Consider the following 14955-nt stretch of genomic DNA (forward strand, 5'->3'; position numbering starts at 1 on the left):
GGGTATAGCCAAGCGGTAAGGCAACGGATTTTGATTCCGTCATGCCCTGGTTCGAATCCAGGTTCCCCAGCCATTTTTTTTTTGCGGAAGTAGTTCAGTGGTAGAACACCACCTTGCCAAGGTGGGGGTCGCGAGTTCGAACCTCGTCTTCCGCTCCAATATGGCGGCATAGCCAAGTGGTAAGGCACAGGTCTGCAACACCTTTATCACCGGTTCAAATCCGGTTGCCGCCTCCATATTTAATTAATCGGTAATTCCGGTTTTTTTTTACCCTTTTTTATTTTGCCGATATGGCGGAATTGGCAGACGCGCCGGACTCAAAATCCGGTTCCTTCTGGAGTGCCGGTTCGACCCCGGCTATCGGTATCATTGAGTTCAAGTTAGAACTATTAAAACACCCTCAAAGTCTTGATTACAGGCTTTGAGGGTGTTTTCGTTTACTATAGTTTATTTTTAGTTGAGAAGGAATTACAGTACTACAACAGTTGGCTTACAAACATCGAAGAAAACAAAACGTTTTCTCGTATTATATTTACAATTATTTACTTCTTATATATAATGAATGTAAAGTCAGCTTTACGTAAAATATACTTTACGTTAGGTAGGTAAAAATGAAAAATAATATTAAGGATTTACGTACACGGTATGGTTTATCACAGGATGGCTTAGCTGAAAATTTAAAAGTTTCTAGGCAAACCATTATTTCTTTGGAAAAGGGACGTTATAACCCTTCCATTACATTGGCATTTAAGTTAGCCCGTCAGTTTAACTGTCACATTGAGGATATATTTATTTATGAGGAGGATAATCAATAATGATTACTGGAAACAGGTCATTCTTTTTGTTTATCGGTATCTTTATGCTTTTAATAGGTATTTTCATTAATGGATCTCATATGTTTTCAGGGAAGTTTCCTGATGCATTAATGGTGATTGCCCTTTCGATTATGGCGTTTAGTTTGGCTTATTTAGAACCTCACTTTGCAGCAAAGGATGAACGTGCTCAAAAGATTCGAGAACGTGCAACATACATTAGTTATTTTTGGGGAGTGATATTTGCCATTATATTAATGTTGATTTTTAACCCATTGTCTCCTCTAAATGTTTCAGCCTTTCAAGTGTTATCACTATTCATTGCATTATATATTTCAGTCGTATTTTTAAATATGGTTTATTATGCAAAAAAGTACTAGTTTATAATGTCCTACCCTTTTTCCGGCTTGAAATTCATTCCTAACATATTAATAAATTATATGGGTACAATTAAAGTTAAATCGTATTTTTTAAAAGAAAATGTGAACTGTTTTATATAGCATATTAAAAATTTATGCTATAAAATTAACGTATTGATGTAAGGAACTAAAAATGAACTTTACTTTATTTGAATTATATAAGCATAGGGAGTAGGGAAATGAATGAATGCTGTAACAAATTTAAAATGGGTTGAAGCGACAGATTATGATGAAATGAGTAAAATTGCTGCAAGTATTTTTGTAGAACAGTTAAAGGAAAATAGTAAAACTGTTTTTGGGATGGCAACTGGAAGTACACCTGAAGGGTTTTATAAAGAACTTGTATCAATATATAAGGAAGGGAATATTTCCTTTGCTCAGGCTAAGTCTTTTAACTTGGACGAATATATTGGTATTAATCCATCAAATGAGGCAAGTTACCATTACTATATGGACCACAACTTATTTAATCATATTGATATGAAGCAGGAAAATATTTACTTACCAACAGGTAATGCAGCAAATATTGAAAAAGCAGCAATGGATTATGATGCAATGATTGAAGAAGCAGGGAATATTGATATTCAGCTCTTAGGTATTGGTGTTAATGGACATATTGGCTTTAATGAGCCAGGAACACCATTCGATTTAGGGACTAATGTTATAAAACTAGCTGAGTCGACACGTGAAGCGAATAAAATTTACTTTGACTCAATCAATGATGTACCGACACATGCAATTACTATGGGTATTAAAACAATTATGAAATCAAAAAAGATTGTCTTACTAATTGCAGGCGCAGCGAAGCAAGAAGCATTTGATCGTCTTCGTAGTGGTGAAGTGACAGAAGACTTCCCAGCAAGTGTATTAAACTATCATCCAGACGTAACTGTTATTTATACAGGAGTAGAATAATTAAAAGGAGTGCTGATGATGCACTCCTTTTAATTTACTTTTTTATAGATGAGATAAATACCCCGACAATTATGGCAACCCCGCCGATTAATTGTGTAAGTAGCAGCTTTTCATTTAAAAAGATTACTGCAAAGATGCTAGCAAACAAAGGGATAAAGTTTAAGTAAATTCCTGCCTTGTTGGCACCTAAAGCTACAACGCCTGTATTCCAGCTTAGAAATGCCACAATCGATGCAAATACCCCAACATAAAAAATAGCTCCAATAGTAGTAGTGCTCCATACAATAGTTTGGGATGTAGTGAGTAGTTCATATACCGCAAATGGGAGCAGCATTAATGCACCTATAGCAATTGTTACTAAAAATGTAGAATAGCCAGGGAGCCTGCTAGCGCACTTCTTAATAAGCAATGAATAAATACTCCAACAACACACTGCAACTAGTACAATTAAATCTCCTTTATTAAATGAAAAGGCAAGTAAGCTTTGTAATGAGCCTCCGGAAATAATAAAAGACACTCCAGCTAGAGAAATTATTGTACCTATTAACTGATACTTAGTTAAACGTTCTTTTAAGAAGAGAAAGCTTAATATGTATATAATTATCGGTGTGGAAGAATTCATTAAAGATGCATTGATGGATGTTGTATAATATAAACCGATATAAACGAGCGTATTGAATGCAGCGACTCCTGTCAAAGCTAACGTAATGACGGCAACCCAATTTTGCTTCAGTACACTCCATTCCTTTTTTGTCCGTTTGTAAGCAATGGGGAAAAATACGGCAAAGGCAACAATCCAGCGTAAAAATGCCAGGGTAATAGGAGGAATTTCTCCGGTAACAGCGCGACCAATTACAAAGTTACCACCCCATAATAAAGTAGCTAAAATGAGAAGTAGCTGTGGTGGAAATTTCATTAAGTAGCATCTCCTTAATAATGGAAAAATAATTTTATCTATTATAGGGATAACCTGGGGGAAATTGCAATGCGCTTTACATAAAACGCTATGATACAATAGCGACAGAAGCAAAAGGAGGTCATTTACATGAAAATACGACCAGCAAGATTACAGCATGGCGATACTGTAGGATTAGTAAATTTAAGCAGCCCGCTTAATATAGAATCTTTAGGGGACAAATTAGCAATATTGGACGAGCTTGGTTTGAAATATAAGCTAGGCAATACAATTCAATCGTATGACGGCTATTTAGCAGGTACAGACGAGGAACGATTAGAAGATTTTCACCAAATGATTCGTGATCCAGAAGTGAAAGCAGTCTTTTTAGTAAAAGGTGGCTACGGTATATCTAGAATTATAGATAAAATAAGTTATCCATTAATCGAGGACAATCCGAAAATCATTTGGGGCTATTCAGACATCACCACTTTACATACACAAGTGAATGAGTTTTCAAATGTCGTTACCTTCCATGGGCCTATGTTATCGGGTCCGGAAGGGGAGCTAGACCCATTATCAAAAAAAATGTTCCAGCAATTATTCCAACCGATTGAAATCCAGTATACAGAAAGTATTTCGCCACTTCGTACACTCGTATCCGGTGTTGTACGTGGTGAATTAACAGGTGGTAATCTGAATCGTCTTGTTAGTACACTTGGAACAAAATTTGAAATTGATGTTCGGAATAAAATTGTTTTAATTGAGGATATCGGTGAATCGATTGAGCAAATTGATTTATCATTAAATCAATTACGTCTTTCTAGAAAGCTTGAGCTTGCTGCAGGCTTTGTAATAGGCGATTTTAATATGCTTAGCAGTAAATATAACTATGATGATGTATTAAACGTTATAGAAGGGTATATAAAGCCTTTAAACAAACCAGCAGTAGCAGGATTTAAATTTGGTCATTGCGAACCGAATATTGCGATACCACTAGGAGTAGAAGCTATTTTAGATGCGGATGATAAAACATTACGGATATTACCGGGTGTAGAATAATACTAGGAAATAAATAACAAAGACACCTTTTCACTAAATAAGTGAGCAGGTGTCTTTTAATAACGAGCGACGGAAATACACAATTTAGTTTGTAGTTATCTTTTACAATAGTTGGTCATTAGTGAAAGGTAACGTTGTAACAGGTAAAAGTTGATTGGTTTCTCTAAGTTTGCCTAAGCAAAAATCGCTCGTTATTACCTAGATTGGAGTCTCACCGCTCTAGGATTAGAAGTAGTTGCTATCATCAAATTCGATTTCGACTTGATAGTTTTTAGCATTAATTAAATTGGAAAGGCGATGTGCTTCCTTTTCCAGCTCGTTAGCGCGAGTGCGGTATGTCATCGGATCATACAGTGCTACACGGTACAGGATGGCTTCACCAGAATTGTGGTAGAATGCTTCTTTTTCTTCAGAACCTAAGCTTTTACATAAGGCAGCTTCTGCCCGTAACTGGCTAGCAAGTTCGATCGCTTCTACAATGGGCATTTCCTCGTCTTTAAATACAATTACATTTTCAATATTTGCACGGTAAATGAGTGAATCCAGCTTACGAGAGTCATACCGTAATTGTTTTAATTCAGCTTCTAGCATTTCAAGTGTGTAATCGGGTCTTTTTGGTTGTTCACCTTTTTCAATGATCACATGTGTTAGTTGATTCACAGCAAATGTACGTTCTTGAATTTTCTTCGTAATAACGCTCTTTAGTTTTACAGCCTCCGCTAGATTAATACTCACACTATCAGCTCCTTAAAAATGAATTTTTTTATTTTCAGTTGAAAGAACGTGCGCCTCAAATTCGCCACCGCTTACTTGTGTAAACATTTTTCCGGCACTGTTTAATAACTTTTGTGCTTCCTGTTCACTGATCGATGGACGTAAATAAAAGATTTGCAATGCATTAGTAGTTACTTCAGTTACAGCAGTTCGCTTTGAATCAACATAGGGGCTACCGAATGGACCGAACGTATCTTTTAAATAAATGATATTTTCCAATGTGTTGTAACGACCATTTATTCCTTCGTAGCCTGTCGATGCATTGCCGATTTGTATTTCAACATTTCCTTGAATACCATCCATATCATAAATACCGACTGGAATCTCATATTGCAATGAAAAGAAATTATTCAAATCTACCGCTGTATGAAACGGTGTTAAATATTGCTGTTTAGCGATACGTCGCATTAAGCTTTCGGCAGAGTGTCGATAACGATTTGGATTGGCACCATAAGATTTCCAAAGTTGGCGCCATTCTTTAATTCCAGTTCGCTCAGTCACAGGTTTTTCCTGTAATTCTAAAAATAAATTTTCCTGATATAGTTGCGTGCGACCTTTAAACATTTGAGGAGATTCCTCTACGATAATTTTGCTATAATGGATAAGGCCAATTTTAAATTGTTCATTCACTGTAAAGAGTGAGTCATTAATAGAGATATTCAATTAAAGCACCTACTTCAATTATAATATTGGATAATTATGTAATATAAAATAACTTGTATTCATTGTATCATTTGAAAGGAGCAAGGGAAATGAAAGTATCTCAACTTCAAGAAGAATTAATTCAATACGCAACTTCTATTGGGGTAGATAAAATCGGATTTACAACCGCTGCTCCGTTTCATGAATTAAAAAACCGTTTACGACGACAGCAACAATTAGGCTATCAGTCGGGATTTGAAGAATCGGATATTGAGCTTCGTACAGAGCCGTTAAAATTATTGGATGATGCCGAAAGTATTATTGCAATTGCTATAGCATACCCTTCTCGAATGCAGGATGCTCCACAAGGAAAAAAGGGAGAACGCCGAGGGATCTTTTGTCGTGCTTCGTGGGGAGTCGATTATCATACAGCAGTGCGGGAACGTCTGCAGCTGATTGAAGCATGGCTACAAGAAAGAGTACCGAATGTAAAAGTGAAATCGATGGTCGATACAGGGGAGCTCGTTGATCGTGCTGTAGCAGAGCGTGCTGGAATCGGGTGGAGCGGGAAAAACTGTTCCATTATTACACCTGAGTTTGGTTCTTACGTATATTTAGGTGAAATTATGACAAATATACCTTTTGCTCCTGATACACCGATAGAGGATGAATGTGGAGACTGTAATTTATGCATTGACGTCTGTCCAACGGGTGCAATTGTAGCACCGGGTCAGCTGAACTCACAGCGATGTATTGCCTTTTTAACACAAACAAAAGGGTTTTTGCCTGATGAATTTCGTAGTAAAATAGGGAATCGATTGTACGGCTGTGATACATGCCAAACAGTATGTCCGAAAAATAAAGGAAAACTAAATTGGATTCATGAAGAATTCAAGCCGGATCCTGAAATTGCAAAGCCTTTACTTCAGCCTCTTTTATCAATCTCCAATAAAGAATTTAAATCTAAATTTAGTCATGTTTCGGGTTCATGGCGCGGTAAAAAGCCAATTCAGCGCAATGCCATATTAGCATTGGCTCACTTTAAAGAAGAATCGGCAATGCCTGAGTTAGTTCAGGTGCTGCAAAAAGACGAACGCCCGGTATTAAGAGGGACGGCCGCATGGGCAATTGGAAAAATAGGAACAAATGAAGCCGAGGGAATTTTATTGGCTGCAAAAAAACTAGAGCAAGATGAAGAAGTGCTGGCTGAAATAGAAAAAGGACTAACATTGTTAAATCAATAAGAGAGAAGGATTTTGAAGTGCCAAACCATATTGTGTTATACCAACCGGAAATACCGGCAAATACAGGAAATATCGCACGTACATGTGCTGGAACAAATACATCATTACATTTAATTCGACCACTGGGATTTTCTACAGACGATAAAATGTTAAAGCGTGCAGGATTGGATTATTGGGAGCATGTGAATGTTGTGTATCATGATTCTTTAGAAGAATTTATTGAGTACAGTAAGAATGGAGATTTATATTTAATTGAGACTTATAGTGATGAGCCTTTTACAACACATGATTTTAGTGATACGTCACGGGACATCTACTTTATGTTTGGAAGAGAAACGACCGGTTTACCGAAAGAGTTTGCAAAGGAACGTGCCGATATGTGCCTGCGCATTCCGCAAAGTGACCATATTCGCTCACTGAATTTATCAAACACAGCGGCAATTGTTATTTATGAAGCTTTAAGACAACAAAACTATCCAGGGTTAAAATAAAAATGGCAAGAAGCAGATCAATTTGCTTCTTGCCTTTTATTATTTCATTTTAGCTTCTATCGCGTGTGAAAGTTTTGCTGACAAATTATCATTTTCGAATAGGGTAAGGCGAATGAAGCTTTCATCCATATCGAAAGCTTCTGATAAAAATCCGCCAAGCCCGCGCGCACGTCGGTCAACCTGAAGTAGGATTTCGACTGAGTTTTGTGAATGACCTAAAAAGACCAATTCCAGCTCATCTAGATACCGGCGATACGTTTGATTAGTAGGGGTAAATTCAAATTCCTGCACAATTGGTGTTTGGCGACGTAAATAAGATGGCGCTTGCTCATTGTCTACTTTACGTAATCGGAATCCCATGTTTTGAATTGCTGTTAACACGCTATTTGCCAGAGGTGATGGCTGAATATCAATAAAGTCTTTATCTTTCGGATCCACCGCATTTTTAATGTCTAATCCAGTTTGAATCCACACTCGGGATTTACCTATAGTAATTGGAACTACAGAAGGTAAAGGAAATGAGAAGGGGATTTCATGTTTTTCATTCGCTTGAATTATAAACGGCTCATTTAGTTGGAACTGGGAAAGTATTGCTTGATCATTAATTTTTTTGTCATCGATTTCACGTATGAAATTTGTATAAAGTGATAAATAGATAGCATCAATTTGTTGCTCCGTACTTCCTCCAGTAATCTCCACTATACCCGTTACATTTTCATTTAATGTATAAGAAGATTTGTGCAATTTTGTATCAACTTTAGCAGAACCGATTCCTACACTCGCTAAAACTTTATTAAATAGTGACAATAAAACTCCTCCATTGTATGTTAATTAATAATTTATACGCTGGAGTCAAAAGAAAGTTTCAAAAATATTTTATTCTCCGTCTACAGTAAACACGATACGTAGACCATTAGGATCGATTGTAGAGAAAAGTTGTTTACCGCCATATACTGGTGCTTCATTAAAGGTCTCAACGACGAAATCATGGTCTATTAAACTTTGCTTAACTTCATCTGCATATTGCTCGTCTTTTAATACGATCGTAAATGATTTTAGACCGACCATATTCTCTGTTGGTACATGGCCATTATTGCTGTTCCACGTATTCATACCGAAATGGTGATGATACTTTCCTGTAGATACGAACAGAGCCTGTGCACCATAACGCGTTACGACATTATAATCCAATACATTTGTATAAAATTGTTCTGATTTGTCTAGATTTACTACTGATAAGTGAACGTGACCCATTACTGTTTCAGAAGGTAAACCATTCCAATTTCCGTCTGCCGCTTCTAAAATGGGTTGAAAATTAAGCTGTTCTGTTACCATATTTACCTGATCCTTGTTATCCCATGTCCATGTAGTTTCGTCACGGTCTATGTAGATTTCAATCCCATTACCATCTGGATCATTTAAATAGAGTGCTTCCGATACGTCATGATCTGCTGCACCAAGGCGAATATTTAAATCAACAAAGTGTTGTACAATGTTTCCTAAGTCCTTGCGAGAGGGTAATAGTAATGCTAAGTGGTATAAACCTGCAAACCCTTGTTTAAGAGGCAGAGCATTTTGTACTTCGACTAGAGAAACTAAGCTCGTTTGGCCATCTGTTGTTAAATATGCTTCCGACTCTGTTTGCTGTAGGACTTTAAATCCGATTATCGTTGTGTAGTATTCAATCGAACGTTTTAAGTTAGAAACTTTTAATTGAACATGAGCTGGATATAAATTTGGTTTTTTATGAAAATGAGTAGGCATTTATCATTCTCCCTAATTAGTTATTTTTTATAATCAACTTACTTTATGTAACTAATATATTTTATAAAAGAAAAAAAGTCAAATTAAAAAGACAATCGCATAAATAACGATTGCCTTTTAATGAAAAGCTAATAGGATTAGTTTTCTTTTGAGAATGGTTTGCTATCATAACCAGCAGTGAAAATTGCTGTTAAGAATGCGATGCAAACACCAAGAATTAAAATTAATTTCATGGAAGTATCCTCCTCATGTTTCTAATTATTCTTTTTTAAGTATAGCATAAATTACCTGTATGAAAACTTTAATTATGTCAGAAATAGTTCAAAATTGGAAAAATATAAAATAAAATATGGAGGGATTTATATGAAGAAAGATGAGATTGTAAATGGGAATATGGCCAATTCAATGGAAGAATTAAAAAACCTTGGTAAGCAGATGGAAAATATGCGTGACGGAGGGCAATTGGAGGAATCGGACCGTATTGCAGATCCGCAGCAATTTGATGATGAAGATGAAGAGAAATAAATGAATAAAAGGTGTGGCCAGCGAAATATTCGTCCACACCTTTTATGTTTGATTTTCTAACTTGTTTGAACTTCGTAATCTTTTAATTCTTCTCTTAATTTAGCTTTTAAAAACTTACCTACAGATGTTTTTGGTATTTCCTTTAAGAATACGATATCGTCCGGGAGCCACCACTTTGCAAAATCCTGTTCAATAAATTGAAGAAGCTCTTCTTTTGTTGCAAGAGCATCTTCTTTTAAAACGACACAAGCTAACGGTCTTTCCTGCCATTTTTGGTGGGGAACAGCAATGACTGCTGCTTCAAAAACATCTGGATGAGACATGAGTGCATTTTCTAAATCAACAGAAGAAATCCACTCACCTCCTGATTTTATAAGATCTTTTGTACGGTCTGTAATTTTGATATAACCTTCCTTCGTTAATACTGCAATATCACCTGTATATAACCAGCCATCACGGAATGCTTCATTTGTCCGATCATCTTTATAATATTCAGATGCAATCCAAGGTCCGCGTACGCGCAATTCACCCATAGTTTCTCCGTCCCAAGGAACCGGACCTTTTTCATTTACGACTTCTGTTTCAATTAAAGATACGGTTAGTCCTTGCGTTACGCGAATGTTTAACATTTCATCATCCGTATAACTGTTCATTTCGGTAGTAGGATGCGACATACTTACAAGGGGCGATGTTTCAGTCATACCGTAAGCGTTTACATAAGGGACTCCTAACTTTTCGTTATAGGCTTGAATTAATCCTTTCGGTGAAGCTGAACCCCCAGAGATAATTAAACGGATGGATGATAAATCGCGCGGTTGCTTTTCTAATTCTGCAAGAGCACCAAGCCAAATTGTCGGAACACCTGCTGTAATCGTAACTTTCTCTTGTTCTATTAAATCTAGAATTAAACTTGGAGTCATCATTGGACCTGGTAATACAATATTTGCGCCAAAATTAAGGGCAGCAAATGGGAAACCCCATGCATTTACATGGAACATAGGCACAACTGGTAATGCAATATCACTTTCCTTTAGTGCAAAGGACTCCGCGAGACCGAGTGCTAAGCTATGCAAGACAATACTCCGATGTGTATAAATGACACCTTTAGGCATACCTGTTGTTGCGGATGTATAGCACATCCCTGCCTGCATATTTTCATCTAAATCTGCAGGGAATTCGAAATTTTCATCGGCTTCCTGAAGAAGTTGTTCATAGCTGTAAACATTCGGAAAGCTGGATTGTGGAGCAACCGGATCATCACTCATGACGATAATATGCTTCACTGTTTTTAAATGACCTAGAGCAGGCTCTACTAATGGGAATAAGTCACCATCGATTAATAAAATTTCATCTTCTGCATGATTAATAATATAAATAATATGCTCGGGTGCTAGTCGGATGTTAATTGTATGCAGAATGGCACCACTACATGGAATAGCAAAGTAGGCTTCTAAATGACGATGGTGATTCCATGCAAAAGTACCGACTTTTGTACCGCGCGTCATACCTAGCTTCGTTAATGCATCAGCTAATCGATGAGTTCGTTTCACGTAATCTTTGAATGGAATGCGATGTGTCATAGTAGGGCTAGTACGAGAGATGATTTGTTTGTTTGGGAAATACCTTTGTGCGCGCTTTAAAAATCCTGTTAAAACTAATTGCGTGTCCATCATAGTTTTTCAGCTCCTAAACAAATTTATTAAATTCTATTGAAAGAATTTTCTGTTAATTAAATCATACTAAATAACATCGAGACAATCTACCATTTTTTCCTTATTATTGAAACTGTTTCGTAACATTTACATAAGTAGTGCTATAATAAAAACATTCTAATACCGAGGTGATGAATATGAATTTACAAACAACAAAAGAATTAACGAATGGAGTTAAAATGCCTATGCTTGGTTTAGGCGTTTATAAAATGACTGACCGGGATGAAACGCTTCAAGCAATTACTACGGCGCTGGACTTAGGTTATCGGGCAGTCGATACAGCAGCACTTTACTACAATGAAGAAGAAGTAGGAGAAGCAATCAAACATTCTTCAGTACCACGCGAGGATATTTTCGTGACAACAAAAGTTTGGAATAGTGACCAAGGATATGACAACACGTTGCGTGCTTTTGAAATATCGCTAAAAAAGCTTGATATGGATTACATAGATCTATATTTGACTCACTGGCCAGTCAAGGAGAAGTATGTGGAAACATACCGGGCAATTGAACGCCTATATGAAGAAAAGCTGATCCGTGTACCGGGTGTTTCCAATCACCATGAGCATCATTTAAAAGACATCCTAGCAAGCTGTAATATTGCCCCAATGGTCAACCAAATTGAAGTACATCCATATTTAAGCCAAGAGTCCTTAAGAAACTATTGTGCACAGGAGCAAATTGCGGTAACAGCCTGGTCACCGCTTGGACGGGGAAATGTATTAAATGACGATACAATTGTACGTATTGCACATGAATACAATGTCACACCAGCACAAATAATTTTACGCTGGCATCTACAAAATGATGTCATTATCATTCCAAAATCAGTTACACCTTCACGTATTAAAGAGAATAGTGAACTTTATCACTTTGAATTAACAAAAGAAACAATGCAGCAACTGAATGCGGTAAATCGCAATGAGCGCTTTGGACAAAATCCGGATAATTTCAAATTTGATTTTTAACATATAATTACTTAGGGGAGTGATGAAGTGTTCAAAAATTTTTCACCAGGTTTATTTTTCTCTATGGCAGCAGTTACAGTTGTGATTTGTGCACCGTTTATTATGATGTTTCAGCCTATTTTTCAAATGGAGTATTTTTCTTATAATAACCGGGCATCGACATTCATCCCTAATCCTGTAAACCTGAGACTCGTGCTTTTATCTTGTCTAATATTAATCATAGCGTTCGGCATTATTGGCTACAGACAAGAGAAAAAAATGTATCTTTATAGTATTTTGTTTTTCGGATTAAGTATTGGGGTTGCTTATTTATCTATGCAAAATTACTTACTAATTAGCCAGGAAGCAATAGAAAGACATCATTTTTTTGATAAACAGCATTATCGATGGGAGCAATTAGATGAGATTGTATTTGAGTATGTTGTAGGGAGTAAAAATGGGGACATTACATTTACAGCAAAATCGGGGGAACAGTTTGTTATTAGTCATAAGGAAATTCATTCATCAGGTGTAAGTCAAATTTATCACTTAGCATATCAGAATGAAATAACTTATATCGAGCGTGAAAAGAGCTTAAAATAAAAATGAGGCTGGGACATAAGTAGAAATTTCTTTGTAAAAGGAAAATAGTCTTATTAAGAAATTGAAATTATATGAATTGATTGGAGTGAAGTGGCGACTCCTGGGGGAACAGCAAAATTTATTTTGCGACGAGTAACCGCAGGAGCACCGACACCTGAGACTACAGGCTCAGGCCGTGCCCCCGGAAAGCGTCCCCGTAACGGAAATCAATTCTGGCAGAAGCAGAAAAACATCTATTTTTTCTCTGAAAAAATAGATGTTTTTCGTTTTGTCCCAGGCTCATTTTCAATTATCTTTTACAATAATCTGCTCATTTAAAAATGGGTGTGTGAATGCTAATTGAATAGCGTGCAGGGCATAATCGCCAGAAGCAGTTTCACGTGCACCGTACATTGTATCCCCAACAATCGGGTGACCTAAATGAGCCATATGCACGCGGATTTGATGGGTACGTCCTGTTTCTAGAACGACATGGACAACACATGTCCCTTTAAAACGATTTACTACCTCATAATGTGTAACGGCAGATTGACCATTCGGGGCTACAACTCTACGTGTATTGTGATGACGGTCTTTACCAATTGCGGCTTTAATCGTACCACTATCTGTACGTAAGTTTCCTTGAACTTCAGCAGCATACGTACGGACGATTGTTTTTTCTTCAATCATACGATCAAAAATAGACTTCGCTATCGGATGTTTGGCAACAAGTAATAAGCCGTTCGTTCCTTGATCCAAACGATGTACATGCTCAGCGTAATGTCCCCCATTATCGACAATATGGCGCATTACATGATTCATACAAGTATCACTGTCCATTGGCTCATTTGGATGAGTAGCCATCCCTTTAGGCTTTGATACAATTAAGCAATGCTCGTCTTCATAGCGTACAGTCACTTCACATTTATCTGTTGGGATATAATTAGACGCGGGGATATCGAAAGCAAAATGAATTGTCGTCCCTTTCTCTAAAGGCTCTTTCCATAGTACTGGTTCATCATTTAATGTTACTGCTTTTGCCATGCGTAATTCATGGACAATCTTTTTTCCTAAACGCCATTTCGTACGTAAGAGCTCTTCTATAGTTAAGCCGTTTTCATTGATTGTATATGTGAACATTGTAAATTCCTCCAAATGAAAAATCGTGCTCATGAAGAACACGATTTTATTAATACTTCTTATTTTAACACAACATCATTAAAGAATTGGCGCGTTGTTTCATTAGGAGCGTCACCTTCTAAACGGGCAACTTCTTCACCGTTTTCGAAGTAAATAAGTGTTGGTGTTGCTGTAATATTATAAGTATCCCATTCATTAGTATACTCAAGAATATTTAATTGATCCACTTGAATATCCATCTCGTCAGCAATAGGCATAAGCTTCGGTGTATAATTTTTACAATGCGAGCATTCAGGACTGAAGAAATAGCCGACAACCCCTTCACCTGATTCAATTTTCTTTGCTAATGCATCTGGTAAAATGATATTTTGGTAATTCTCATCATCCAAAAGATCAATTGTAGATTGTTTTAGATTTTTCGTGCCGTAAGGGTTATCCTCTAATTTCTCACTATTTTTCATATTTGTCAGAATGATAATTCCAGCGAATAATAAAACTATTACTGCACCGACAATTGCTAATTTCTTCATACTAATTTTCCTCCTTTAAAACTTTTAACATATAAAAACTAATAATTGCAATAATAGTAAAAGCGGTAAGTGCTAAAAATGGAATCGTGATAAAGCCAAGCCAGTTAATGTATTGACCTGTACATGGCACACGTCCACATGCAGGGGCTGTATCCTGCAAAAAATCCAGTTTTTGTAACCCATAATGGTATAATGATGTTAAAGCTCCAATCGTTGAGAACACGGCTGTAGTCATGGCGATTCTAGCATTTTTTTGTATGTATGCTACTGTAGCAATAATAACAATGGGATACATGAGGATACGCTGATACCAACATAATGCACATGGTTCGTAACCCCGTATTTCTGAAAAATATAAAGATCCAAGGGTCGCTGTTAATGATACTACCCAAATGACGAGCAAGGCATTTTCGAGTTTTTTAGACATACTGTTACCTCTATATTCATAATTTAATCTCAATTGATTATAGTTTGAATTCGAGAAAAAGTAAATTACTACGT

19 protein-coding genes and 3 tRNA genes are annotated in these 14955 nt (G+C 36.6%); 13 read left to right on the forward strand and 9 right to left on the reverse strand.

Annotated features, from left to right (window positions below):
- Positions 1-83 precede the first annotated feature (83 nt).
- From H9635_RS06875 to nagB, 6 genes are all read left to right on the forward strand, one after another.
- Positions 84-158: transfer RNA gene (locus H9635_RS06875), tRNA-Gly, on the forward strand.
- A 4-nt stretch (positions 159-162) separates the two neighbouring features.
- Positions 163-236 (forward strand) — tRNA-Cys (locus H9635_RS06880).
- A 48-nt stretch (positions 237-284) separates the two neighbouring features.
- Positions 285-366 (forward strand) — tRNA-Leu (locus H9635_RS06885).
- A 245-nt stretch (positions 367-611) separates the two neighbouring features.
- A complete protein-coding gene (locus H9635_RS06890) occupies positions 612-815 on the forward strand; it encodes a helix-turn-helix transcriptional regulator (protein ID WP_191699444.1) in 204 nt (67 codons plus the stop codon).
- Positions 815-1192: a hypothetical protein gene (locus H9635_RS06895; protein ID WP_191699445.1), complete on the forward strand. Its 378-nt coding sequence runs from the start codon at positions 815-817 to the stop codon at positions 1190-1192. Before H9635_RS06890 ends, H9635_RS06895 begins: the two co-directional genes overlap by 1 nt.
- Positions 1193-1414: 222 nt before the next feature.
- Positions 1415-2146: a glucosamine-6-phosphate deaminase gene (gene nagB / locus H9635_RS06900; protein ID WP_191699446.1), complete on the forward strand. Its 732-nt coding sequence runs from the start codon at positions 1415-1417 to the stop codon at positions 2144-2146.
- Between the two features lie 34 nt (positions 2147-2180).
- Here nagB and H9635_RS06905 read toward each other — a convergent pair whose 3' ends face one another.
- Entirely contained in the window at positions 2181-3062 is an 882-nt protein-coding gene (locus tag H9635_RS06905; RefSeq protein ID WP_191699447.1) for a DMT family transporter, read from the reverse strand.
- A 129-nt stretch (positions 3063-3191) separates the two neighbouring features.
- Between H9635_RS06905 and H9635_RS06910 the strand changes: the two genes are divergently transcribed.
- Complete coding sequence (locus tag H9635_RS06910) at positions 3192-4103, forward strand: S66 peptidase family protein (RefSeq protein WP_191699448.1); 912 nt, start codon at positions 3192-3194, stop codon at positions 4101-4103.
- A gap of 225 nt (positions 4104-4328) precedes the next feature.
- Here H9635_RS06910 and H9635_RS06915 read toward each other — a convergent pair whose 3' ends face one another.
- Both H9635_RS06915 and H9635_RS06920 read right to left on the reverse strand, forming a co-directional pair.
- Entirely contained in the window at positions 4329-4838 is a 510-nt protein-coding gene (locus H9635_RS06915) for a DIP1984 family protein (protein ID WP_191699449.1), read from the reverse strand.
- Between the two features lie 12 nt (positions 4839-4850).
- Positions 4851-5540, reverse strand: coding sequence for a B3/B4 domain-containing protein (locus H9635_RS06920; RefSeq protein ID WP_191699450.1), 690 nt, complete (start codon positions 5538-5540; stop codon positions 4851-4853).
- An 89-nt stretch (positions 5541-5629) separates the two neighbouring features.
- Here H9635_RS06920 and queG point away from each other — a divergent pair, with 89 nt between their 5' ends.
- Together queG and trmL are read left to right on the forward strand one after the other, a co-directional pair.
- A complete protein-coding gene (gene queG, locus H9635_RS06925) occupies positions 5630-6763 on the forward strand; it encodes a tRNA epoxyqueuosine(34) reductase QueG (RefSeq protein WP_191699451.1) in 1134 nt (377 codons plus the stop codon).
- Between the two features lie 17 nt (positions 6764-6780).
- Positions 6781-7254 (forward strand): tRNA (uridine(34)/cytosine(34)/5-carboxymethylaminomethyluridine(34)-2'-O)-methyltransferase TrmL, encoded by a 474-nt coding sequence (trmL, locus tag H9635_RS06930; RefSeq protein ID WP_191699452.1) that lies wholly within the window; start codon positions 6781-6783, stop codon positions 7252-7254.
- Positions 7255-7293: 39 nt separating this feature from the next.
- Here trmL and H9635_RS06935 read toward each other — a convergent pair whose 3' ends face one another.
- Positions 7294-8061, reverse strand: a complete 768-nt coding sequence (locus H9635_RS06935) for a sporulation protein (protein ID WP_191699453.1) — start codon at positions 8059-8061, stop codon at positions 7294-7296.
- Between the two features lie 69 nt (positions 8062-8130).
- On the reverse strand, positions 8131-9018 hold the full coding sequence (locus H9635_RS06940; protein ID WP_191699454.1) for a VOC family protein: 888 nt from the start codon (positions 9016-9018) through the stop codon (positions 8131-8133).
- A gap of 363 nt (positions 9019-9381) precedes the next feature.
- On the opposite strand from H9635_RS06940, the gene H9635_RS06945 reads away from it, so the two are divergent.
- A complete protein-coding gene (locus H9635_RS06945) occupies positions 9382-9543 on the forward strand; it encodes a hypothetical protein (RefSeq protein ID WP_191699455.1) in 162 nt (53 codons plus the stop codon).
- 56 nt (positions 9544-9599) lie between these two features.
- Here H9635_RS06945 and H9635_RS06950 read toward each other — a convergent pair whose 3' ends face one another.
- On the reverse strand, positions 9600-11216 hold the full coding sequence (locus tag H9635_RS06950) for a long-chain fatty acid--CoA ligase (protein ID WP_191699456.1): 1617 nt from the start codon (positions 11214-11216) through the stop codon (positions 9600-9602).
- A 176-nt stretch (positions 11217-11392) separates the two neighbouring features.
- On the opposite strand from H9635_RS06950, the gene H9635_RS06955 reads away from it, so the two are divergent.
- The 3 genes from H9635_RS06955 (at position 11393) to H9635_RS06965 (ending at position 13123) form a co-directional block, all read left to right on the forward strand.
- Positions 11393-12223, forward strand: coding sequence for an aldo/keto reductase (locus tag H9635_RS06955; protein WP_318245187.1), 831 nt, complete (start codon positions 11393-11395; stop codon positions 12221-12223).
- A gap of 27 nt (positions 12224-12250) precedes the next feature.
- Complete coding sequence (locus tag H9635_RS06960; RefSeq protein ID WP_191699458.1) at positions 12251-12805, forward strand: acyl dehydratase; 555 nt, start codon at positions 12251-12253, stop codon at positions 12803-12805.
- Between the two features lie 123 nt (positions 12806-12928).
- A complete protein-coding gene (locus H9635_RS06965) occupies positions 12929-13123 on the forward strand; it encodes a hypothetical protein (protein WP_191699459.1) in 195 nt (64 codons plus the stop codon).
- On the opposite strand, the gene H9635_RS06970 is transcribed toward H9635_RS06965, so the two are convergent.
- From H9635_RS06970 to H9635_RS06980, 3 genes are read right to left on the reverse strand one after another with little or no spacing between them, the layout of a single operon-like run.
- Positions 13091-13924: an RluA family pseudouridine synthase gene (locus tag H9635_RS06970; protein ID WP_191699460.1), complete on the reverse strand. Its 834-nt coding sequence runs from the start codon at positions 13922-13924 to the stop codon at positions 13091-13093. The genes H9635_RS06965 and H9635_RS06970 overlap by 33 nt on opposite strands.
- A 59-nt stretch (positions 13925-13983) precedes the next feature.
- Positions 13984-14454: a thioredoxin family protein gene (locus tag H9635_RS06975; protein WP_191699461.1), complete on the reverse strand. Its 471-nt coding sequence runs from the start codon at positions 14452-14454 to the stop codon at positions 13984-13986.
- Between the two features lies 1 nt (position 14455).
- Positions 14456-14881: a disulfide formation protein C gene (locus H9635_RS06980; protein WP_191699462.1), complete on the reverse strand. Its 426-nt coding sequence runs from the start codon at positions 14879-14881 to the stop codon at positions 14456-14458.
- Positions 14882-14955: the final 74 nt, after the last annotated feature.

The sequence above is a fragment of the Solibacillus faecavium genome, from assembly GCF_014836905.1.
GTDB lineage: Bacteria > Bacillota > Bacilli > Bacillales_A > Planococcaceae > Solibacillus > Solibacillus faecavium.